The sequence below is a fragment of the Serratia sp. TSA_198.1 genome (assembly GCF_052686505.1).
On sequence record NZ_JBQZFP010000005.1, the window covers coordinates 257,073 to 277,254 of the forward strand.

Annotated in this window: 18 protein-coding genes; 9 read left to right on the forward strand and 9 right to left on the reverse strand. The window is 56.9% G+C overall.

Annotated features, from left to right (window positions below):
* Window positions 1-127 precede the first annotated feature (127 nt).
* Window positions 128-1,381, forward strand: coding sequence for a valine--pyruvate transaminase (locus tag ACUTSW_RS19895; protein WP_445585187.1), 1,254 nt, complete (start codon window positions 128-130; stop codon window positions 1,379-1,381).
* A 48-nt stretch (window positions 1,382-1,429) separates the two neighbouring features.
* Here ACUTSW_RS19895 and ACUTSW_RS19900 read toward each other — a convergent pair whose 3' ends face one another.
* From ACUTSW_RS19900 to ibpA, 3 genes are all read right to left on the reverse strand, one after another.
* Complete coding sequence (locus tag ACUTSW_RS19900; RefSeq protein ID WP_004950583.1) at window positions 1,430-3,088, reverse strand: putative transporter; 1,659 nt, start codon at window positions 3,086-3,088, stop codon at window positions 1,430-1,432.
* Window positions 3,089-3,255: 167 nt separating this feature from the next.
* Entirely contained in the window at window positions 3,256-3,684 is a 429-nt protein-coding gene (gene ibpB / locus ACUTSW_RS19905; RefSeq protein ID WP_004950579.1) for a small heat shock chaperone IbpB, read from the reverse strand.
* A gap of 265 nt (window positions 3,685-3,949) precedes the next feature.
* Window positions 3,950-4,363 carry a small heat shock chaperone IbpA gene (gene ibpA, locus ACUTSW_RS19910; protein ID WP_004950577.1) on the reverse strand — a complete coding sequence of 138 codons (414 nt, stop codon included), beginning with the start codon at window positions 4,361-4,363 and terminating at the stop codon, window positions 3,950-3,952.
* A gap of 303 nt (window positions 4,364-4,666) precedes the next feature.
* Between ibpA and ACUTSW_RS19915 the strand changes: the two genes are divergently transcribed.
* Window positions 4,667-5,011 carry a YceK/YidQ family lipoprotein gene (locus tag ACUTSW_RS19915; protein WP_004950571.1) on the forward strand — a complete coding sequence of 115 codons (345 nt, stop codon included), beginning with the start codon at window positions 4,667-4,669 and terminating at the stop codon, window positions 5,009-5,011.
* 36 nt (window positions 5,012-5,047) lie between these two features.
* On the opposite strand, the gene ACUTSW_RS19920 is transcribed toward ACUTSW_RS19915, so the two are convergent.
* Window positions 5,048-6,328 (reverse strand): DUF3748 domain-containing protein, encoded by a 1,281-nt coding sequence (locus ACUTSW_RS19920; RefSeq protein ID WP_445585188.1) that lies wholly within the window; start codon window positions 6,326-6,328, stop codon window positions 5,048-5,050.
* 218 nt (window positions 6,329-6,546) lie between these two features.
* Between ACUTSW_RS19920 and ACUTSW_RS19925 the strand changes: the two genes are divergently transcribed.
* Together ACUTSW_RS19925 and ACUTSW_RS19930 are read left to right on the forward strand one after the other, a co-directional pair.
* Window positions 6,547-7,515 (forward strand): threonine/serine dehydratase, encoded by a 969-nt coding sequence (locus ACUTSW_RS19925; protein ID WP_445585189.1) that lies wholly within the window; start codon window positions 6,547-6,549, stop codon window positions 7,513-7,515.
* Window positions 7,502-8,443 (forward strand): ornithine cyclodeaminase family protein, encoded by a 942-nt coding sequence (locus ACUTSW_RS19930; RefSeq protein WP_445585190.1) that lies wholly within the window; start codon window positions 7,502-7,504, stop codon window positions 8,441-8,443. Before ACUTSW_RS19925 ends, ACUTSW_RS19930 begins: the two co-directional genes overlap by 14 nt.
* Window positions 8,444-8,487: 44 nt before the next feature.
* Here the strand turns inward: ACUTSW_RS19930 and yidA are convergent, their stop codons facing one another.
* The 5 genes from yidA to dnaA all read right to left on the reverse strand — a co-directional run bounded on the left by yidA (window position 8,488) and on the right by dnaA (window position 15,597).
* Window positions 8,488-9,303: a sugar-phosphatase gene (gene yidA / locus ACUTSW_RS19935; RefSeq protein WP_445585191.1), complete on the reverse strand. Its 816-nt coding sequence runs from the start codon at window positions 9,301-9,303 to the stop codon at window positions 8,488-8,490.
* 123 nt (window positions 9,304-9,426) lie between these two features.
* Window positions 9,427-11,841 carry a DNA topoisomerase (ATP-hydrolyzing) subunit B gene (gene gyrB / locus ACUTSW_RS19940; protein WP_062869106.1) on the reverse strand — a complete coding sequence of 805 codons (2,415 nt, stop codon included), beginning with the start codon at window positions 11,839-11,841 and terminating at the stop codon, window positions 9,427-9,429.
* Between the two features lie 18 nt (window positions 11,842-11,859).
* Window positions 11,860-12,945 carry a DNA replication/repair protein RecF gene (gene recF / locus ACUTSW_RS19945; protein ID WP_006322860.1) on the reverse strand — a complete coding sequence of 362 codons (1,086 nt, stop codon included), beginning with the start codon at window positions 12,943-12,945 and terminating at the stop codon, window positions 11,860-11,862.
* Window positions 12,946-13,100: 155 nt separating this feature from the next.
* On the reverse strand, window positions 13,101-14,201 hold the full coding sequence (dnaN, locus tag ACUTSW_RS19950; protein WP_004950557.1) for a DNA polymerase III subunit beta: 1,101 nt from the start codon (window positions 14,199-14,201) through the stop codon (window positions 13,101-13,103).
* A 4-nt stretch (window positions 14,202-14,205) separates the two neighbouring features.
* On the reverse strand, window positions 14,206-15,597 hold the full coding sequence (gene dnaA / locus ACUTSW_RS19955) for a chromosomal replication initiator protein DnaA (protein ID WP_004950554.1): 1,392 nt from the start codon (window positions 15,595-15,597) through the stop codon (window positions 14,206-14,208).
* 680 nt (window positions 15,598-16,277) lie between these two features.
* On the opposite strand from dnaA, the gene rpmH reads away from it, so the two are divergent.
* From rpmH to mnmE, 5 genes are all read left to right on the forward strand, one after another.
* Window positions 16,278-16,418, forward strand: a complete 141-nt coding sequence (gene rpmH / locus ACUTSW_RS19960) for a 50S ribosomal protein L34 (protein ID WP_000831330.1) — start codon at window positions 16,278-16,280, stop codon at window positions 16,416-16,418.
* A gap of 18 nt (window positions 16,419-16,436) precedes the next feature.
* Window positions 16,437-16,796 (forward strand): ribonuclease P protein component, encoded by a 360-nt coding sequence (gene rnpA / locus ACUTSW_RS19965; protein WP_004950547.1) that lies wholly within the window; start codon window positions 16,437-16,439, stop codon window positions 16,794-16,796.
* Window positions 16,760-17,017: a membrane protein insertion efficiency factor YidD gene (gene yidD / locus ACUTSW_RS19970; protein ID WP_004933881.1), complete on the forward strand. Its 258-nt coding sequence runs from the start codon at window positions 16,760-16,762 to the stop codon at window positions 17,015-17,017. Before rnpA ends, yidD begins: the two co-directional genes overlap by 37 nt.
* Window positions 17,018-17,019: 2 nt before the next feature.
* Entirely contained in the window at window positions 17,020-18,657 is a 1,638-nt protein-coding gene (gene yidC, locus ACUTSW_RS19975; protein WP_004950541.1) for a membrane protein insertase YidC, read from the forward strand.
* 100 nt (window positions 18,658-18,757) lie between these two features.
* The gene (gene mnmE, locus ACUTSW_RS19980) at window positions 18,758-20,125 is read left to right on the forward strand and encodes a tRNA uridine-5-carboxymethylaminomethyl(34) synthesis GTPase MnmE (protein WP_434462007.1); all 1,368 of its coding nucleotides are present in this window, start codon (window positions 18,758-18,760) and stop codon (window positions 20,123-20,125) included.
* The last annotated feature ends 57 nt before the right edge of the window (window positions 20,126-20,182 follow it).

The following is a 20,182-nucleotide window of genomic DNA, read 5'->3' on the forward strand; positions in this document are numbered from 1 at the left end:
CAATCTGCTGGAAAACAACCACCGGGTGAAGTTTATCCCCGGTGGTTGTTTTATGAACCGCATTGCGCCGAAAATTATCTGGCGGTATGGTGGGCGATTACCTGCTAAAAACAATACTGCTGCACCTATGACTTTTTCACTTTTCGGCGACAAATTTACCCGTTACGCGGGCATTACCCGTTTAATGGATGACCTGAACGAAGGCCTGCGCACGCCCGGTGCCATCATGCTCGGCGGCGGCAATCCGGCGCAAATTCCAGAGATGGAAAGTTACTTCAAACAACTGTGTCAGGACATGCTCGACCAGGGCAAACTGACCGAGGCGCTGTGTAACTACGATGGCCCGCAGGGCAAAGACGCCCTGCTGAAAGCGCTGGCTACTTTGCTGCGTGACGAGCTGGGCTGGCAGATTTCACCACAGAATATTGCACTAACAAACGGCAGCCAGAGCGCATTTTTCTACTTGTTTAACCTGTTTGCCGGGCGTTATGCCGACGGCAGCCGTCGCCGCGTGCTGTTCCCGCTGGCGCCGGAATATATCGGCTACGCCGACGCCGGGCTGGACGAGGGTCTGTTCGTGTCGGCCAAGCCCAATATCGAGCTGCTGCCGGAAGGTCAATTCAAATATCACGTTGATTTCGAACACCTGCACATTGGCGACGACATCGGCATGATCTGCGTGTCGCGCCCGACCAACCCAACCGGTAACGTGATCACCGACGAAGAGCTGATGAAGCTCGATCTGCTGGCGCAGCAACGCAATATTCCGCTGGTGATCGATAACGCCTACGGCGTGCCGTTCCCCGGAATTATCTTCAGCGAAGCGACGCCGCTGTGGAACCCGAACATCATCTTGTGCATGAGCTTGTCCAAGCTCGGGTTGCCCGGCTCACGCTGCGGCATCGTGATTGCCGATGAGAAAGTCATCAGCGCCCTGACCAACATGAACGGCATCATCAGCCTGTCACCGGGCAGCATGGGGCCGGCGATGGCAGCGGAAATGATCGAACGCGGCGATCTGCTGCGCCTGTCGAACGAGGTGATCCGCCCGTTCTACAAACAGCGCGTTGAACACACCATCGAGATAATCCGCCGCTATCTGTCGCCAGAGCGTTGCCTGATCCACAAACCGGAAGGGGCGATTTTCCTTTGGCTGTGGTTCAAGGATCTGCCGATCACCACCGAGCTGCTGTATCAGCGCCTGAAAAAACGCGGCGTGCTGATGGTGCCGGGCCACTACTTCTTCCCGGGACTGGAGCATGAATGGCCGCATACTCACCAGTGCATGCGGATGAACTACGTGCCGGATCCGGAGAAAATCGAGCGCGGCGTGGCGATTTTGGCGGAAGAGATCGAACGCGCGCACCAGGAAGCGGGCTGATGCCTGAGCCGGGGCGCAGTTAGCAGGTAACAGCTGCGCCCCGGCTCGCTACATCGCCCAAAACAGCACCGCCAGCAACTGCGGCGACATGATGCGCAGGAACATCGCCAGAGGGTAAACCGTGGCGTAAGACAGCGCGGCAGCGCCGCTGGTCGGGTGCAGGCCGTTGGCGAAGGCCAGCGCCGGCGGATCGGTCATCGAACCTGCCAGCATGCCGGACAGCGTCAGATAATTCATCTTGCCCACGACCCGCGCCAGCACACCCACGCTGAGCAACGGGATAGCGGTAATCAACGCGCCGTAGCCAATCCACGCCAGCCCTTCGCCATGCATCAGGGTATCGACAAAGTTCCCCCCCGATTTCAGCCCCACCACTGCCAGAAACAGCACAATGCCCAACTCGCGCAGCGCCAGGTTGGCGCTCGGCGGCATAAACCAGTACAGCTTGCCAATGCTGCCGATACGCCCGAGGATCAATGCCGCCACCAGCGGCCCGCCGGCCAGCCCAAGGCGCAATGCCGCCGGGAAACCCGGTACAAACAGCGGGACAGAACCCAGCAACACTCCCAGCCCAATGCCGATAAATACCGGCAACATCTGCACCTGTTGCAATTTCTGCTGAGCGTTGCCGACGATGGCCGCGACCGCTTCAATCGATTCCGGCCGGCCAACCAGGTTGAGGATATCGCCAAATTGCAACGTAACGTTGCTGCCGGCCACCAGTTCAACCCCGGAACGGTTAAGGCGCGAGATCACCACGTCATATTTCCGCTTCAGGTTGAGATCGCGGATTTTGCTGCCCAGCACCTTCTCATTGGTCACCACCGCCCTCACCACCTGTAACGCCGTGCCGCGCGTTGACAACGAAACGTCCACCTCTTCGCCAATCACCAGCCGGGCATTTTCCAGGCTCTCGCGCTTTCCTACCAGATGCAGATAGTCGCCCAACTCCAGCCTCTCGAGCGGCGCGGGCACCATCAGCAGCTCGCCGCGTTTCAGCCGTGAGCAGACGATGTCCTCCCCATTCAGCAGCGGCACATTTTTTATCGCCATCCCCTGCAGATTGGGATTACGCACCGCCACGTTCATGGTGTGCAGCAGTTCGTGGTGATTGCCCAGGCTGTTTTCAAACGCCTGCGCTTCTTTATCGATATTGATACGAAAGAACAGGCGGATCAGCCACATCACCAGCAGGATGCCGCAGATACCGAACGGATAGGCCATGGCGTAACCCATCCCCATGCGATCGACCAACGCCGGATCGGACCCCAGATCGGTAAGAATTTGCTGCCCGGCACCGAGCGCGGGGGTATTGGTGACCGCGCCGGAGAACACGCCGAGAATGATCGGCAGCGGCACGGCAAACAGCTTGTGAACCCCCGCCGCCACCACGCCGCCAACCAGCACCAGTAAAATGGCGAAACCGTTGAGCCGCAGCCCGGACACCCGCAGGGAAGAAAAGAAACCTGGGCCCACCTGAATGCCAATGGTGTAAACGAACAGGATCAGCCCGAATTCCTGAATGAAATGCAGCATGTCGCCGTTAAGACTGATTTGCCAGCTCTGGGCGAAATGCCCCACGATAATGCCGCCGAACAGGACCCCGCCAATGCCCAGCCCGACACCATACACCTTCCAGTTACCCATCCACAGCCCGAGAACGGCCACCAACGCCAACATGCTGACGGTCAGGGCGATATCGCTCATAGGTCACATCCTTGCCAGAAGTTTAACAATCGGTTTGCGGTTAAATCACACAATTAATAGGGATTCTGGCATAAGCGGGACGGGGGGAATGTGGGTTACGCCACAGAATGCAACGGGGGAAGCCCGCTTGGACTTCCCCCGTGTTATTACCGATTTTTTTCAGTCGGTTACTGAGCTTCTAACCCCGGAGTGGTGCCGATGGCGATGCGCTGCGGTTGCAAGGCATCCGGCACCTGACGCACCAGATCGATGTGCAACAGGCCATTTTCAAACTGCGCCTCAGCAACCTGCAAGTGCTCGGCCAGCGTGAAAGTCAGAGTAAACTCTTTGCACACCAGCCCCTGATGCAGGTATTCCACCTGTTTTTCCGGCGGCGTCGGCTTACCGCTCACGGTCAGGCGCGGCCCTTCCACTTCAATGTTCAGTTCGCTTTGTTTGAACCCGGCCAGCGCCAGAGAAATGCGGTAGTGGTTGTCGTCGCTTTTCTCGATGTTGTACGGCGGGAAGCCCTGGGGTTCCTGGCCGCCCATTGAGCTGGCCAACTTGTCGAAACCAATCCACTGACGCAGCAAAGGTGACAGATCGTAATTACGCATGATGTAAACTCCTTCTATGAAGCGAGATTTTACCCGTCGCCTTTCAAGCTACGGCGTCGTTACCTGCCCTCGGTGATGCGGCCCGTTCAAATCTGCTCCCGGCAAATTTGTCACCCCTGTCACTTACCTTGGTAAGCCCCATAGGATGAATGAGCGGGTCGCCTGGCCGTAACTTAAAATTCATAGGGTAAATTAAGGTATGCCCCCTGACGGCGGGCAAGTTAACATTTAACACCAGCGAGACGTTTCGCTGATGAAATAAGAATTATTTAATTTCAATCCGGCGCGGTTTTAATGTTTCCGGTACGATGCGTTCCATATCGATATACAACAACCCATTCTCCAGCTTCGCGCCTTTAATTTGGATATGCTCGGCCAGCTGGAATTTACGCTCGAAGTTACGCTCGGCAATACCTTGATATAAGTAGGTTCTTTCAGCAGGTTCGTTATTATGGGCACCACGCACAATCAGAAGATTGTCCTGGGTGGTGATTTCCAGTTCCTGCTCGGCAAACCCGGCCACCGCGATCGCAATGCGATAATGGTTTTCATCCACCAGCTCAACATTATAAGGTGGGTAGCCGCCATTCCCCTGGCTCTGCCCAGCCTCCAGCGCGTTAAACAAGCGGTCAAAACCAATGGCGGAACGGTATAGCGGGGAAAGATCGAAATTGCGCATAAAACAGCCTCCTAAGGCACTTCAGCGAGGTTTAATAATTACGCCTTCCACTAAGGACAGGCTAATAATAAGAATTCCCTTACGGCAAATTCTTAATTTGCTTCTGATAAGAAAATGGGGGTTGATTTCATCATTTCAACCGGCGGCGATCAAAAAAATGACAATCAGTTCGGCGAAAGTTTTTTTATCCCTTACAATAAAGTGAGAGAGCCGCCACAGAGCGTGACCTTGCTCCTTTTAAAACATCGACAAGATGTTATAGATCAGCAAATTTTAGGGAACAGCACCCTGCAGGATGGAATAATGAAAACGATAAAAGTGATAGCAACCAGTTGCATGCTGCTGGCGACAAACGGCTGCTCCAGCGTGATGAGCCACACCGGCCCGAATCAGGGCTACTATCCGGGTACCCGCGCCAGCGTGGGCATGCTGAAGGACGACAACACCAGTTGGGCGATGATGCCGCTGGTGGCGCTGGATCTGCCCTTCTCGGCCGTGATGGACACCGTGCTGCTGCCTTACGACTATATGCGCTCCGGCAGTGACGACACCGCAGACTCACCGAGAGCACGCATCCTGCGCGGCGAAGAGCAGAACCTGGCGGCCAGCGGCGATCCCAGCCATGCAGCCAGCGTAGCCGCACATTAAAAGGCTCTGACGCGGGCTGCCCGGCCCGCATCCTGATCACACCGCAGCCACAAAAATCTGGCTGAAACCCTCAACCTCGCGCATAAACGCCACTTGGTTACCGTCCGGCGAAAAGACAATGGCATCGCCCGACGGTGGCAGCGCGGTGCGTTTCGTCAGGCGCTGCATGCGGCCGCTGGGCACCTCGCACAGCATCAGGCTGTTATCGCACACCAGCGCGATTCGCCCGCCCTGCGGATGCCAACTGAACGCAGACTGGATCCCATGCTCACCCCGGGTAATTTGGCGCGGCTCACCGCCGTTCGGCGTAACCGTCCACAGCTGCACTACGCCCTCGTCATCCTTCATCAGAAAGGCAATCATGCTGCCATCAGGCGAACTGCGCAGCCAGTGGCGCGGTGCGGTGACAACGCCGGGATAACGACGCCCGCCGGTAAAGGTCAGGCGACGTTGGCGCACGCCCAAAGGGGGAGCGGGTAAATGGGTCGGGGTGCCCTGCAGCGGTCGGGAGCCGGCTTTAGCGTAATCGCCGTCGTCGCGCGGCAGGTCGACAATAAACACTTCCGGCAACTTTTCGCCGGCAGCGGAACGCGTGTCGCCGATAAACGCCAGTGCCCAACGCTGTTGGCGTCCATCGGGCCGTAAATAGCCACGTTGCCCGACCCAACCCTCTTCGTAGGCACGGTTAATCTGATCGCTGCCCGGCTGCGGCTGCGGCGTCGTTTCACTGACCAACACGCAGTAATGGCTGCCATCATATTCACGCGGATGCTGCTTGGGCGGATTTACGCCCTGCAACGGCACAGCCACTCCTACGTTACGCAGATCCCGTGCAGGGTCCAGCTCGTGCATCACGTGGTCGTTATAGGTAAAACTCAGGCGACTGCCGTCCGGGCTGAACACGTGAACGTGCGTGCCACCGCGCAGCGCCCCGGGGGTATAGGGCGCAGTGATATCCATCGCATCAAGAGTCACGGCCAGTTCAAGATCCGGTTCGCTGACGATCACGCCACGGCGATGATGAAAGTCGTAATGCCAAACGCTGTCCGGGTGTTCCGGGCCGTGAATAAAAGCGTAACGGGCCGGTGCGTCCGGGCTGACGGTCACTACGCCCACATGTGCACCCTGCTGCGCGCGATATACCACCTCGACCTTGCCGCTGTTGGTATTCACCCGTTCAATACTCAGACCGGTAAAGGAAGCGCCGTTCGGACGCACGTCGTAAGCCAGCCACTGGCTGTCTGGCGTCCAGACGTTGATATTGGTTAACTGGTGTCCGCGTGGTTCAAAAGTCAGTTGTTTTTCCCGATAGCTCATGGCGGCTCCCCTGCACATGTTGGCACTAAGTCACCATCTTACCGGATTGGGCAAGGGCTTCACATCGCCCATCAAGGTGCTTCCCGTCGACGCAGGGGGGTTTACAATAAATACAATAAAGTACAATATGGATTTTAAAGTCCACATCAATGAAAAATACCCATGTGGAAAATCAGATCAAAAAGATCGTCAACCCGATGAAAATAAAAGGAACCGGTATGAGCAGCTTATTCGACGCAATTGTTTCCGCCCATCAGCAGTTGCGTCCTCAGGTACGCGTGACCCCGTTGGAGCGCAGCGTGCTGCTGTCGCAGCAACTGGGTTGCGAGCTGTATCTGAAATGCGACCATCTGCAGCCAACCGGTTCATTCAAATTTCGCGGGGCCAGCAATAAACTGCGACTGCTGAGTGACGAACAGCGTCAACGCGGGGTGATCGCCGCCTCCAGCGGTAATCACGGCCAGGCGATGGCGCTGGCGGGCAAACTGATGGGCGTCAGCGTGACGGTCTATGCGCCGGAAACCGCCGCCGCGATCAAGCTCGAAACCATCCGCGCTTTGGGCGGTAAAGTCGTGACAGTGCCGGGGGATGCTCTGAAAGCGGAACAGGCGGGCGAGAAGGCGGCCCAGGAACAGGGCAAAGTCTATGTCTCCCCTTATAACGACGAGCAAGTGATCGCCGGCCAGGGCACCTGCGGCATGGAGTTGGTCGAACAGCAACCGGATCTGGATGCGGTGATTGTCGCCGTAGGCGGCGGTGGCTATATTTCAGGTATTGGCACCGTACTGCAGCAATTGTCGCCGAAAACCCAACTGTTCGCCTGTTGGCCGGAGAATGCCACCAGCATGTACAGCGCGCTGGAAGCCGGCCATATCTTCCCGGTAGAGGAGCAGGAGACTTTGTCCGACGGCACCGCCGGCGGCGTGGAGCCTAACGCCATTACCTTCCCACTGTGCCAGCAGCTGATCGATCGCAAAATTCTGGTCAGTGAAACGGAAATCAAACGGGCGATGCGCCAGATTGCCGCCAGCGATCGCTGGATTATTGAAGGCGCGGCCGGGGTAGCTCTGGCGGCGGCCATCAAACTGGCACCGGAATTTCAGGGAAAAAAAGTGGCTGTGGTGCTGTGCGGAAAAAATATCGTGCTGGAGAAATACCTCAAGGCCATCGCCGATGAAAATCATTAACCAGCAGCAGATAATTGACAGTTTCGACGCAGATAGCATCACGTCACTGCTTAAATCCGGATTTATTGCTTACTCGCGCCAACAGGTACAACAGCCGCCGGTACAGCATTTTCTGTTTGAGCAGGCAGCAGGCGACTGCTGTATCAAATCGGCGTGGCTGGAAGGCGATGAGCAGTTTGTCGTCAAGGTGTCCGCCGGTTTCTATCGCAACCCGGCGCAAGGGTTGGCCAGCAATCAGGGGTTGCTGATGGCCTTCTCTGCACTGACCGGCGAACCACAGGCGCTGCTGCTGGACGAAGGCTGGCTGACCGCGTTACGCACCGCGCTGGCGGGGCGTATTGCCGCCGAACTGTGTGCCCCGACGGACATCCCGGCGATCGGCATCGTCGGCTGCGGCATGCAGGCCCGGTTGCAACTGCAGCAGCTAAAACCACTCACCCCATGCCGCGATGTCTGGGTATGGGGCCGCAACGAACCGGCTCTGCAAGCCTTTCGCCACGATGCCGAAGCCGAGGGTTTCCGGGTGCAGACCACCCAAAACGCGGCAGAGCTGGCGGCGCATTGTCGGCTGATTGTCACCACTACCCCCAGCCGCGAGCCCATTTTGCAGGCGACGGATATTCAGCCTGGTACCCATATCACGGCAATTGGCGCAGACACCCACGGCAAGCAGGAGCTGGCGACCGATCTGGTCGCCAGGGCGGACCTGTTGCTGGTCGATGCCTTGTCGCAATGCGCAGACTATGGCGAGATCGCCACCGCTTATCGGCAAGGTTTGCTGACATCGAAGCCGATCGTCGAATTAGGCACTGCTCTGGCGCAGGGGGGAAGGCTGCGCAGCAGCCCGCAACAAATCACTATTGCCGATCTTACCGGGCTGGCGATTCAGGACGTCCAGATTGTGAAAGGCATTTTAGCGCGGCTCTAACGCGCTTCAGGGGCGCAGGTGCGCCCCTGGGGTGCAACAACGCCTCAGGCGTTCAGCACGAACTTCTCGATGGCGCGCGCCACGCCGTCTTCAGTATTGGCGGTAGTCACGAACTGCGCCACCGCTTTCAGTTCCGGGATGGCGTTGCCCATCGCTACGCCAACGCCGGCGTACTCGATCATCGCGGTATCATTGGCCTGATCGCCCAATGCCATCACGTTTTCCTGCGCAATGCCGAGGTGTTCTGCCAGCATTTTCACCCCGGTGCCCTTATCAACCCGTTTATGCAAAATCTCCAGGAAGTAAGGCGCGCTTTTCAGGATGGTGTAACGCTCCCGCGTCTCGGCTGGAATGCGCGCAATGGCGCGATCCAGCAACTCCGGCTCGTCGATCATCATCAACTTCGGGAAGCGAGTCTGGCGATCCATCTCCTCTACGCTGCGGTATTTCAACGGAATGCCGGTCATTTCCGACTCGTGCACGGTGTATTTGCCGATATCTTTGTTCGGGGTATACAGGGTATCGAAATCGAACGCCTGGAAGTGGACACCAAACTCCCGCGCCATCTGCTCGAAGTGGAGATAATCCTCGAAGCCCAGGGTTTCCTGCAGGATGCAGGCGCCGTCGACCGCCTGCAGCACCAGCGCGCCGTTGTAGGTAATGCAGAAATCACCGGGGCCCTGGATATCCAACTGACGCAGATAATCCTGAACGCCGACGTAAGGCCGCCCGGTAGCCAGCACCACGTGAACCCCTTTGCGGCGCGCCTCGGTGATGGCCTGCTTCACCGCAGGCGTAATCTGGTGCTGCGGATTAAGCAACGTGCCGTCCATATCGATCGCAATCAGTTCAATAGCCATTCAAGCTTCTCCCAGTGGTTTTTTCCCATGCTAACGCGTTTCAGCCCGCGTTGTCAGCGCCAAAAAAGGCGTAAAAAAATCCGCGCGGGTTGCCCGGCGCGGATTTTCACAGCCATTAATGCGTTAAATATCGATATTTGCCGCTTTCAGGGCATTTTCTTCGATAAAGGCACGACGCGGTTCGACCGCATCCCCCATCAGGGTGGTGAACAGCTGATCGGCAGCGATGGCGTCCTTCACGGTCACACGCAGCATGCGGCGGCTTTCCGGATCCATGGTGGTTTCCCACAGCTGCTCAGGGTTCATTTCGCCCAGACCTTTATAACGCTGTATCGACAGGCCACGGCGCGACTCTTTCACCAGCCACTCCAGCGCTTGCTCGAAGCTGTCTACCGGCTGACGGCGTTCGCCACGTTCGATGAAGGCATCTTCTTCGATCAGGCCACGCAGTTTTTCGCCCAGTTGGCAGATTTTGCGATATTCGCCGCCGTGGAAGAACTCGAAGTCCAGCGGGTAGTCGGTATCCACGCCGTGGGTACGGATGCGCAGCACCGGCTCAAACATCTGGCGCTCGCGGTTCTCGAAGATTACCGAGTCATAGCTGCTGCCATGCTGCTCATTATCGTTCAGCAGTTTCACCAGCGACTCAATCCATACCTGCACTTTGCTCTGATCGCTCAGATCGCTTTCATTCAGGGTTGGCTGATAGATCAGATTGTTCAGCAGCGCGCGCGGGTAGCGGCGTTCCATACGACCGATCAGCTTCTGCACGCTGTAGTGCTCGGCCACCAGTTTTTCCAGTGGTTCACCGGCAAGCGCCGGCGCGTTGGCATTGGTGTGCAGGGTTGCGCCGTCCATCGCGATGGCGATCTGATACTGATCCATTGCCTCGTCATCTTTGATGTACTGTTCCTGCTTGCCTTTTTTCACCTTGTACAGCGGCGGCTGGGCAATGAACACGTGGCCGCGTTCAATGATTTCCGGCATCTGGCGGTAGAAGAAGGTCAACAGCAGCGTACGGATGTGCGAACCGTCGACGTCGGCATCGGTCATGATGATGATGCTGTGGTAACGCAGCTTGTCCGGGTTGTACTCGTCACGGCCGATGCCGCAACCCAGCGCAGTGATCAGCGTCGCCACTTCTTGCGAAGACAGCATCTTGTCGAAGCGCGCCTTCTCGACGTTGAGGATTTTACCTTTCAGCGGCAGAATCGCCTGGTTCTTACGGTTACGCCCCTGCTTGGCAGAGCCGCCCGCAGAGTCCCCTTCCACCAGGTAGAGTTCGGACAACGCCGGATCGCGTTCCTGGCAGTCCGCCAGTTTGCCCGGCAGGCCGGCCAGATCCAACGCGCCTTTACGACGGGTCATTTCACGCGCTTTACGCGCCGCTTCACGGGCACGCGCCGCATCGATGATTTTGCCGACGACGATTTTCGCATCGCCCGGGTTTTCCATCAGATAATCGACCAGCTTCTCGTTCATCAGCGTTTCAACCGCGGTTTTCACCTCGGAGGAAACCAGCTTGTCTTTGGTCTGGGAAGAGAACTTGGGATCCGGCACCTTCACCGAAACCACGGCAATCAGGCCTTCACGCGCATCATCGCCGGTGGCGCTGATTTTAGCCTTTTTGCTGTAGCCTTCTTTATCCATGTAGCTGTTCAGGGTACGGGTCATCGCGGTACGGAAACCGACCAGATGGGTACCGCCATCGCGCTGCGGGATGTTGTTGGTGAAGCAGTAGATGTTTTCCTGGAAACCGTCGTTCCACTGCAGCGCCACTTCCACACCGATGTCGTCTTTCACGGTGGAGAAATAGAACACGTTAGGGTGGATTGGGGTTTTGTTTTTGTTCAGGTATTCGACAAACGCCTTGATGCCGCCTTCGTAGTGGAAGTGGTCTTCTTTGTCCGTGCGTTTGTCTTTCAGGCGGATAGACACGCCGGAGTTAAGGAAAGACAGCTCGCGCAGGCGCTTGGCCAGAATGTCGTACTCAAATTCAACGTTGTTGGTGAAGGTTTCGTAGCTCGGCCAGAAACGCACCGTGGTGCCGGTCTGATCGGTTTCACCGACCACTTTCAGCGGTGCCTGCGGCTCACCCATGGCGTAGGTCTGCTCATGCACCTTGCCTTCGCGGCGAATAACCAGTTCCAGCTTCTCGGACAGGGCGTTAACAACGGAGACACCCACGCCGTGCAGGCCGCCGGATACCTTGTAGGAGTTGTCGTCAAATTTGCCGCCGGCATGCAGCACGGTCATGATGACCTGCGCCGCAGAAACCCCTTCCTCTTCGTGAATACCGGTCGGGATACCACGGCCGTCATCCTGTACCGAAACGGAGTTATCGGCATGGATGACCACCTGAATGTCACTACAGTGGCCCGCGAGTGCTTCGTCGATAGCGTTGTCCACAACCTCGAATACCATGTGGTGCAGACCGGTGCCATCATCGGTGTCGCCGATATACATGCCCGGGCGCTTACGCACCGCATCCAGCCCTTTTAATACCTTGATACTTGAGGAGTCATAAGAATTCGACATCAACGTTTCTCGCTCATTTTAGTCCTGTGGTTGAACCTCTATTTTACCCTGTTCCACGCGGAACATCTTGCCCTTTTCACCGGCCATATCGGTCACTTGTTCAGCGCTTACCGCGCTGACAAAGACCTGGGCCTGGGTGGCTTTCAGGCGATCGGCCAGCAACCGGCGACGGCCGGTGTCCAGCTCGGAGGCAAAATCATCAATCAGATACAGGCAACGCCGCCCGCTCTGCCGGGTGAGAAACTCACCCTGCGCTAAGCGCAACGCGCACATCAGCAGCTTTAGCTGACCGCGCGATAATAAATCCTCTACCGGCGTGCCCTCGGCACGGATGCGGAAGTCCGCCTTATGCGGCCCCACGGCGGTATAGGTTAACGCCCTGTCGCGCTCAAACTGGCGCTCCAGCAGCTCTCCGTAGTCGCTCTCTTTGTCCCAGCCGCGCTGGAAAGAGAAACTCAGGGCAAATTCGGGCAAAAACTGCGCGCACGTCGCGGTGATATCCGCGGCAATCGCGTCGCTGTAAGCTGCCCGCCACTCGCTGATACGCTCGGCCAACGGGATCAGTTCCTGATCCCAGGCGCGGATCTGCGCATAGCGACTGACCTGGCGCAGCGCGGCATTACGCTGCTTCAGTAACCGTTTCAGGTTGCTCCAGGCGGTGAAAAAACCGGGTTCGTTATGAAAACAACCCCAGTCCAGGAAGGCGCGCCGAAATTTCGGCCCGCCGTTTAGCAGGGTAAAACCTTCGGGGGTAATCAGCTGCATCGGCAATAACTGCGCCAGCTCAGCCACTTTGTGGCCGTCGCTGCCATCGATGCGCACTTTGCTGTCTCCCTGACGGCTCTTGCTTAATCCCACGGATATTTCACGCTCAGCGCCTTCAATACGGCCGTGCAAAATGAACTCCGGCTGGTCGTGGCGGATCACCCTTCCGGCCTGCAGGCTGCGAAATGCGCGCCCGTGGCCAAGGGTATACACCGCCTCGAGCACGCTGGTTTTCCCACTGCCGTTGGCCCCAACCAGGAAATTGAATCCCGGCGCCAGAGCCAAATCCGCCGCTTCGATATTGCGGAAATCTTTAATCAGTAAACGCGTCAGAGCCATGCTGCAGTTATCTTAATCATCGAACAGCCCAGGGCGTAATCGTCGCAGGCCATTTGCGCGCGGCCAGCGCGCAGCAACCGGAGCGTACACAGAGTACGCGAGGATTGCGAGCACTGCCCAATCGCAAAGGGGCAAGTAAGATAGCCCGATAATTTCTACAACCGCATCGGCATGACGACGTACGCCGCCGCCTGACTCGCACCGTCTTCGATCTGCACGCTGGAAACCGAGTCGGTCAACAGCAGGCGCACATCTTCACACTTGAGCGCATTCAACACATCCAGCACGTAGCTGACGTTGAAACCAATTTCCATCTCGGTACCGTCGTAGCTGACATCAAGGATCTCTTCAGCTTCTTCCTGCTCCGGGTTGTTGGCGGTGATCTTAAGCTGGTTCTGGCTCACATACAGGCGCACGCCGCGGAACTTTTCGTTCGACAAAATGGCTGCGCGGGCAAACGCCTGCTTGAGCAAGTCGCAGCCGGCTTCCAGCGTTTTGTCCGGATTCTTCGGCAATACGCGGCGATAATCGGGGAAACGGCCGTCAACCAGCTTGGAGGTGAAGATAAAATCACCGACGTGGGCACGAATATTGTTACTGCCGATCTGCAGTTGCAGCAGCGTATCGCCACCGTCCAGCAGACGCACCAGCTCCATCACCCCTTTACGCGGCACGATCACCGAATGCGAAGGCAGCTGCTGACCGATAGGCATCGAGCACACCGCCAGGCGGTGACCGTCGGTTGCTACGGTACGCAGTTCTTCACCTTCGGTTTCGAACAGCATGCCGTTTAAGTAGTAGCGCACGTCCTGATGAGCCATCGAGAACTGCGTGGCCTCAATCAGGCGCTTCAGCGTCGCCTGCGGCAGAGTAAATTCAACTTCGCTCTGCCAGTCGTCCAGGTTCGGGAAATCCACCGCCGGCAGCGTTGACAGCGAGAAACGGCTGCGGCCGGAGCGCACCAGCATGCGTTCGCTTTCAAGCGTTACGGCGATCTCGGCCCCTTCCGGCAAGCCACGGCAGATATCAAAGAATTTACGCGCGGGGACGGTAGTCGCGCCCGCTTCATGGGGTTGGGACAGGGCAACGCGCGCCACCATCTCCATCTCCAAATCGGTGCCGGTCAGCAGCAGGCAGCCTTCCGTCACCTGCAGCAGCAAGTTACCCAGAATTGGCAATGTTGGGCGGCCGCCCAGCGGGCTGCTCACCTGTTGCAGCGGTTTTAGCAGATGCTCACGTTCAACGATAAATTTCATAGCGCTAGGAAGATAATGTTCTGATTAAATTTGAGAAATCTTCTTTGATGTCGTGACTTTCCTCACGCAGCTGCTCAATCTTCCGGCAGGCGTGCAACACCGTGGTATGGTCGCGGCCACCAAACGCATCGCCGATTTCTGGCAGGCTGTGGTTGGTGAGTTCTTTTGCCAATGCCATCGCCATCTGGCGCGGGCGGGCAACCGAACGCGAACGCCGCTTGGACAGCAAATCCGCGATTTTAATTTTATAGTATTCCGCCACCGTCTTTTGAATATTATCGATGGTGACCAGCTTCTCCTGCAGTGCCAGCAGATCGCGCAGCGCTTCGCGCACGAAATCAATGGTAATGGCACGGCCGGTAAAGTTCGCGTTGGCGATCACGCGGTTCAGCGCCCCTTCGAGCTCACGCACGTTGGAACGCAGGCGCTTGGCAATAAAGAACGCCACTTCGCCCGGCAGACGGATATTGTTCTCGTCGGCCTTTTTCATCAGGATCGCCACTCGGGTTTCCAGCTCCGGCGGCTCTATTGCCACCGTCAGGCCCCAACCGAAACGGGATTTGAGGCGATCTTCCACCCCGTTAATTTCTTTGGGATAGCGATCTGACGTCAGGATAATCTGCTGATTGCCTTCCAACAGGGCGTTAAAGGTATGGAAGAACTCTTCCTGCGAACGCTCTTTGTTGGCAAAAAATTGGATGTCATCGATCAGCAACGCGTCGACCGAACGGTAGTAACGCTTAAATTCTTCAATGGCGTTGTTCTGCAAGGCTTTTACCATGTCCTGCACGAAACGTTCAGAGTGCATATAGACCACTTTGGCGTTGGCCTTGCGCGCCATGATGCCGTTGCCGACCGCGTGCAACAGGTGAGTTTTACCCAACCCGGTACCGCCATACAGAAACAACGGGTTATAGGCACCGCCCGGATTATCCGCCACCTGACGGGCCGCCGCGCGCGCCAGTTGGTTGGATTTACCCTCAACAAAGTTATCAAAGGTGTGCTTTGGATTAACGTTGGAGCGGTAAGACAGTTCGGGCTGTGGCGCCGCGTTATCCCAGCTTGGCCGGGAAGGCGCTACGGCGCGCACCACCGGCGCGCTAGGTGCGCTGACGCTGGCAGTGACGGTCTGGCTGATGATTTGGGTGAGCGGTTTGCTGCCGACTTCAAAACGCAGCAAAGGGGCATCCGTACCGCAGAAATCATTCAGCAGCCCATTGATATTGTTTAAGTATTTATCGCGAACCCAATCCAGCACAAAGCGATTGGGCGCATAAAGCGCCAGGGTGTTGTCACTCAGTTCCGCCTGCAATGGGCGTATCCACATACTAAATTCTGTGGCAGGTAACTCATCCTGCAATCGGGCAAGACACTGCTGCCAAAGCGAAAGTGACACGGCGGACTCCACTCGAACAAGATCAATAAAAGAAAAGAATCAGGCTAATTTTTTATAACTCATGATTTTTGACACATGCCCGGCATCGGCTGAACACCAGTGGGGCATGCGAACCGCCTTTCACGGTTTATGTCCCTCACGATCCCCGCTTGAGAGATCGCGATCGGAATGACGGATCATAGCGCAATCCGAGCAAGAGATCCTCCCCTTCATCACAGATTAGATCCATTTTATCCACAGGCCGCGGCCTGCGGCGATCTTTTCGCCATCCACGTCAAATTGCAGGCGAGATCCCGCCCGAAGGACGGTATTTTTTACATTGTCAACCGGTTATACCCTGTTATCCACCTCGGATCCTGGCTTTTAACCGCAAGGATCGCTTCAGGATCCTTGCGGTTTACCCCCGAATCCGTATAATATTCGCCCTACGTGTAATACCTGGTTCCTTATGGTGAGTCATTAGCCAGACAGGATTCAGCTGTGACCACGGGCCAAGACCGGATTTTACTCCGTATTGGCAGACAACCAGGTAGGCTCGCGCGATGTGAATTGACTCAGGACTGTACAATTATTACAATCCCGCCTCTTTATATATTGCGATTGAGGCGTCGGTAGCTTTCACGCCGAGTAGCCAAACGCATTTGACTTATGTCCTTATTTAAGTTTAGGTAGAAATCGCCATGAAACGCACTTTCCAACCGTCCGTATTGAAGCGCAACCGTAGCCATGGTTTCCGTGCTCGTATGGCCACCAAAAATGGTCGTCAAGTTCTGGCCCGCCGTCGTGCGAAAGGCCGTGCTCGTCTGACTGTTTCTAAGTAATAAAAGCTAACCCGCTGAGTGGTTAAGCTCGCTTTTCCCAGGGAGTTACGTTTGTTAACTCCCACTCATTTCACTTTCGTCTTCCAGCAGCCACAACGGGCTGGCACGCCGCAAATCACCATCCTCGGCCGCCTGAACCAGCTGGGGCATCCCCGCATCGGTCTTACCGTCGCCAAAAAACACGTCAAACGCGCGCATGAACGCAACCGGATCAAACGCCTTACCCGCGAGAGCTTCCGTTTACGTCAGCACGAGTTACCGGCGATGGATTTTGTCGTGGTGGCCAAAAAAGGGATAGCGGATTTGGATAACCGCGCGTTGACGGAAGCTTTGGAAAAATTATGGCGTCGCCACTGTCGCCAGGCTCCCGCATCCTGATCGGGCTGGTGCGGGCTTACCAGCTCGTCATCAGTCCGTTGCTTGGGCCTCGTTGTCGCTTCCAGCCGACATGTTCTCATTACGCAATTGAGGCATTAAGCAGGTTTGGCATGATAAAAGGCAGTTGGTTAGCATTGAAACGCGTATTAAAATGCCACCCCTTGAACCCAGGTGGCGATGATCCCGTGCCGCCGAAAACCGACGATAACAGAGAACACTAACGATGGATTCGCAACGCAATCTTTTCCTCATCGCTCTGCTGTTCGTGTCTTTCATGATCTGGCAGGCCTGGCAAACGGACAACGCTCCGCAACCAGTCGCCCAGACCACGCAACAGACTTCGAACACAGCTACCGGTGATGCTGCAAGCCAGGCTGTGCCAGCCAGTGGCCAGGGTAAACTGATTACCGTTAACACTGACGTGCTGTCACTGACCATCAACACGCGTGGTGGTGATATCGAGCAGGCTAAACTGTTGGCCTACCCGGATACCCTGGGTTCATCGACTCCATTCCAACTGCTGGAAAACACCCCGTCATTTGTTTATCAGGCGCAAAGCGGTCTGACCGGCAGAAACGGCCCGGATAACCCGGCAAATGGCGAACGTCCTTTGTTCCAGGCAGCGCAGGACAACTACACCCTGCCGGAAGGCCAGGATGAGTTGCGCATCCCGCTGACCTTCACCGGCAAAGACGGTGCGGTTTACACCAAGACTTTCGTGCTCAAGCGTAACCATTACGCGGTTGGCGTTGACTACAACGTCGACAACAAAAGCACCGCTCCGCTGGAGCTGACCCTGTTCGGCCAACTGAAGCAGACTACTGAACTGCCTAAGCACCGCGACACCGGCAGCAACAACTTCGCTCTGCACACCTTCCGCGGCGCGGCGTACTCTTCCAGCGAAGACAAATATCAGAAGTATGCGTTCGACAAGGACGAGAACCTGAATGTCACCACTCAGGGCGGTTGGGTTGCGATGCTGCAACAATACTTCGCCACCGCATGGGTGCCGGCAACTCAGGGCAGCAATACCTTCTATACCGCTAAACCTGGTGACAACCTGTCCACCATCGGCTTCAAATCTACCCCGGTTGTGGTGCAGCCTGGTGCGCAGCAACAGCTGAATGCCACCCTGTGGGTGGGTCCGGAGCTGCAGGATCAGATGGCCCAACTGGCGCCGCATCTGGACCTGACCGTGGATTACGGTTGGTTGTGGTTCATCTCCCAGCCGCTGTTCAAACTGCTGAAGTTCATCCACGGCTTTATCGGTAACTGGGGCTTCTCGATTATCATCATCACCTTCATCGTGCGCGGCATCATGTACCCGCTGACCAAAGCGCAGTACACCTCGATGGCGAAAATGCGCATGCTGCAGCCAAAACTGCAGGCGATGCGTGAGCGTATCGGTGACGACAAACAGCGCATGAGTCAGGAAATGATGGCGCTGTACAAGTCCGAGAAAGTGAACCCATTGGGAGGTTGTCTGCCGCTGGTTATCCAGATGCCAATCTTCCTGGCGTTGTACTACATGTTGATGGGCTCGGTTGAGCTGCGCCATGCGCCGTTCGCCCTGTGGATCCATGACCTGTCGGCGCAAGACCCGTACTACATTCTGCCAATCCTGATGGGCGTGACGATGTTCTTCATCCAGAAGATGTCGCCAACCACCGTGACTGACCCGATGCAGCAGAAAATCATGACCTTTATGCCGGTGATCTTCACAGTGTTCTTCCTGTGGTTCCCGTCCGGTCTGGTGCTGTACTACATCGTCAGTAACCTGGTCACCATCCTCCAGCAGCAGCTGATTTACCGCGGCCTGGAAAAACGTGGCTTACACAGCCGCGACAAGAAAAAGACCTAAGCGTATTGTAGGGGTTCGGCACGCTGAACCCTTGCAGCGAAAGATAAGAGGCGGTCATTAGACCGCCTTTTTGCATATTGAATCGTCAGAGAGAACCGTTATGAGCAGCACTACCGATACCATCGTAGCCCAAGCCACTCCGCCGGGACGCGGCGGCGTCGGCATTCTGCGTATTTCCGGTCGTGGCGCGAAAGACGCCGCCCAGGCCCTGCTCGGCAAGTTGCCGAAGCCACGATACGCCGATTATCTGCCGTTCCGCGACGCCGCAGGCGCCACCCTGGATCAGGGCATTGCGCTGTGGTTCCCCGGCCCAAACTCGTTTACCGGTGAAGACGTGCTGGAACTGCAAGGCCACGGTGGGCCGGTAATCCTCGATCTGCTGCTGAAACGCGTACTGGCGCTGCCCGGCGTGCGCATCGCGCGGCCCGGCGAGTTCTCCGAACGCGCCTTTCTCAACGACAAGCTGGATTTGGCGCAGGCAGAGGCAATTGCCGATCTGATCGACGCCAGTTCCGAACAGGCAGCACGTTCTGCAATGAACTCATTGCAGGGGGCGTTTTCCACCCGCATCCACCAGCTTGTGGAAGCACTCACTCACCTGCGAATCTACGTGGAAGCCGCGATCGACTTTCCCGATGAGGAAATCGACTTCCTGTCTGACGGTAAAATCGAAGCGCAGCTCAACGGCGTGATGGCCGATCTGGACAACGTACGCGCCGAGGCGCGCCAGGGCAGCCTGCTGCGCGAAGGGATGAAGGTGGTGATCGCCGGGCGGCCAAACGCCGGTAAATCAAGCCTGCTCAATGCGTTAGCCGGCCGCGATGCGGCGATCGTCACCGACATTGCCGGTACCACCCGCGACGTACTGCGTGAGCATATTCACATCGACGGCATGCCGCTGCACATCATCGACACCGCCGGCCTGCGTGAAGCCAGCGACGAAGTGGAGCGCATCGGCATCGAACGTGCATGGAACGAGATCGAACAAGCCGATCGTGTTCTGTTTATGGTTGACGGCACCACCACCGCCGCAACCGAACCGGCAGAGATTTGGCCAGAGTTTATGGCGCGCCTGCCGCACAGCCTGCCAATCACTGTTGTGCGTAACAAAGCCGATATCACGGGTGAAACGCTGGGCATGACCGAAGTAAATGGTCACTCACTTATTCGCCTCTCGGCGCGCACCGGCGAAGGCATCGACCTGCTGCGCGATCATCTGAAACAGAGCATGGGTTTCACCAGCAATATGGAAGGCGGCTTCCTGGCGCGTCGTAGGCATCTGCAAGCGCTTGAACAGGCGGCCTGTCATCTGGTCGAGGGCAAAGAACAGTTAGTGAGCGCTTACGCGGGGGAGCTGCTGGCCGAGGAACTGCGCCTGGCGCAGCAAGCGCTGAGTGAAATCACCGGCGAATTTACCTCAGATGACCTGCTGGGGCGCATTTTCTCCAGTTTCTGCATCGGAAAATAACCGGCGACGGGTGCTGGAAACGGCACCCGCATCCAACAATCCCCCCGCCATTTCCCC

Coding starts and splice junctions, on each gene's coding strand:
- ACUTSW_RS19930 (WP_445585190.1), top strand. CDS start 7,502: ATGAAAATCATTAACCAGCAGCAGATAATTGACAGTTTCGACGCAGAT.
- ACUTSW_RS19900 (WP_004950583.1), bottom strand. CDS start 3,088: ATGAGCGATATCGCCCTGACCGTCAGCATGTTGGCGTTGGTGGCCGTT.
- yidC (WP_004950541.1), top strand. CDS start 17,020: ATGGATTCGCAACGCAATCTTTTCCTCATCGCTCTGCTGTTCGTGTCT.
- gyrB (WP_062869106.1), bottom strand. CDS start 11,841: ATGTCGAATTCTTATGACTCCTCAAGTATCAAGGTATTAAAAGGGCTG.
- dnaN (WP_004950557.1), bottom strand. CDS start 14,201: ATGAAATTTATCGTTGAACGTGAGCATCTGCTAAAACCGCTGCAACAG.
- yidA (WP_445585191.1), bottom strand. CDS start 9,303: ATGGCTATTGAACTGATTGCGATCGATATGGACGGCACGTTGCTTAAT.
- ibpA (WP_004950577.1), bottom strand. CDS start 4,363: ATGCGCAATTTCGATCTTTCCCCGCTATACCGTTCCGCCATTGGTTTT.
- rpmH (WP_000831330.1), top strand. CDS start 16,278: ATGAAACGCACTTTCCAACCGTCCGTATTGAAGCGCAACCGTAGCCAT.
- ACUTSW_RS19915 (WP_004950571.1), top strand. CDS start 4,667: ATGAAAACGATAAAAGTGATAGCAACCAGTTGCATGCTGCTGGCGACA.
- ibpB (WP_004950579.1), bottom strand. CDS start 3,684: ATGCGTAATTACGATCTGTCACCTTTGCTGCGTCAGTGGATTGGTTTC.
- ACUTSW_RS19920 (WP_445585188.1), bottom strand. CDS start 6,328: ATGAGCTATCGGGAAAAACAACTGACTTTTGAACCACGCGGACACCAG.
- ACUTSW_RS19895 (WP_445585187.1), top strand. CDS start 128: ATGACTTTTTCACTTTTCGGCGACAAATTTACCCGTTACGCGGGCATT.
- ACUTSW_RS19925 (WP_445585189.1), top strand. CDS start 6,547: ATGAGCAGCTTATTCGACGCAATTGTTTCCGCCCATCAGCAGTTGCGT.
- yidD (WP_004933881.1), top strand. CDS start 16,760: ATGGCGTCGCCACTGTCGCCAGGCTCCCGCATCCTGATCGGGCTGGTG.
- mnmE (WP_434462007.1), top strand. CDS start 18,758: ATGAGCAGCACTACCGATACCATCGTAGCCCAAGCCACTCCGCCGGGA.
- recF (WP_006322860.1), bottom strand. CDS start 12,945: ATGGCTCTGACGCGTTTACTGATTAAAGATTTCCGCAATATCGAAGCG.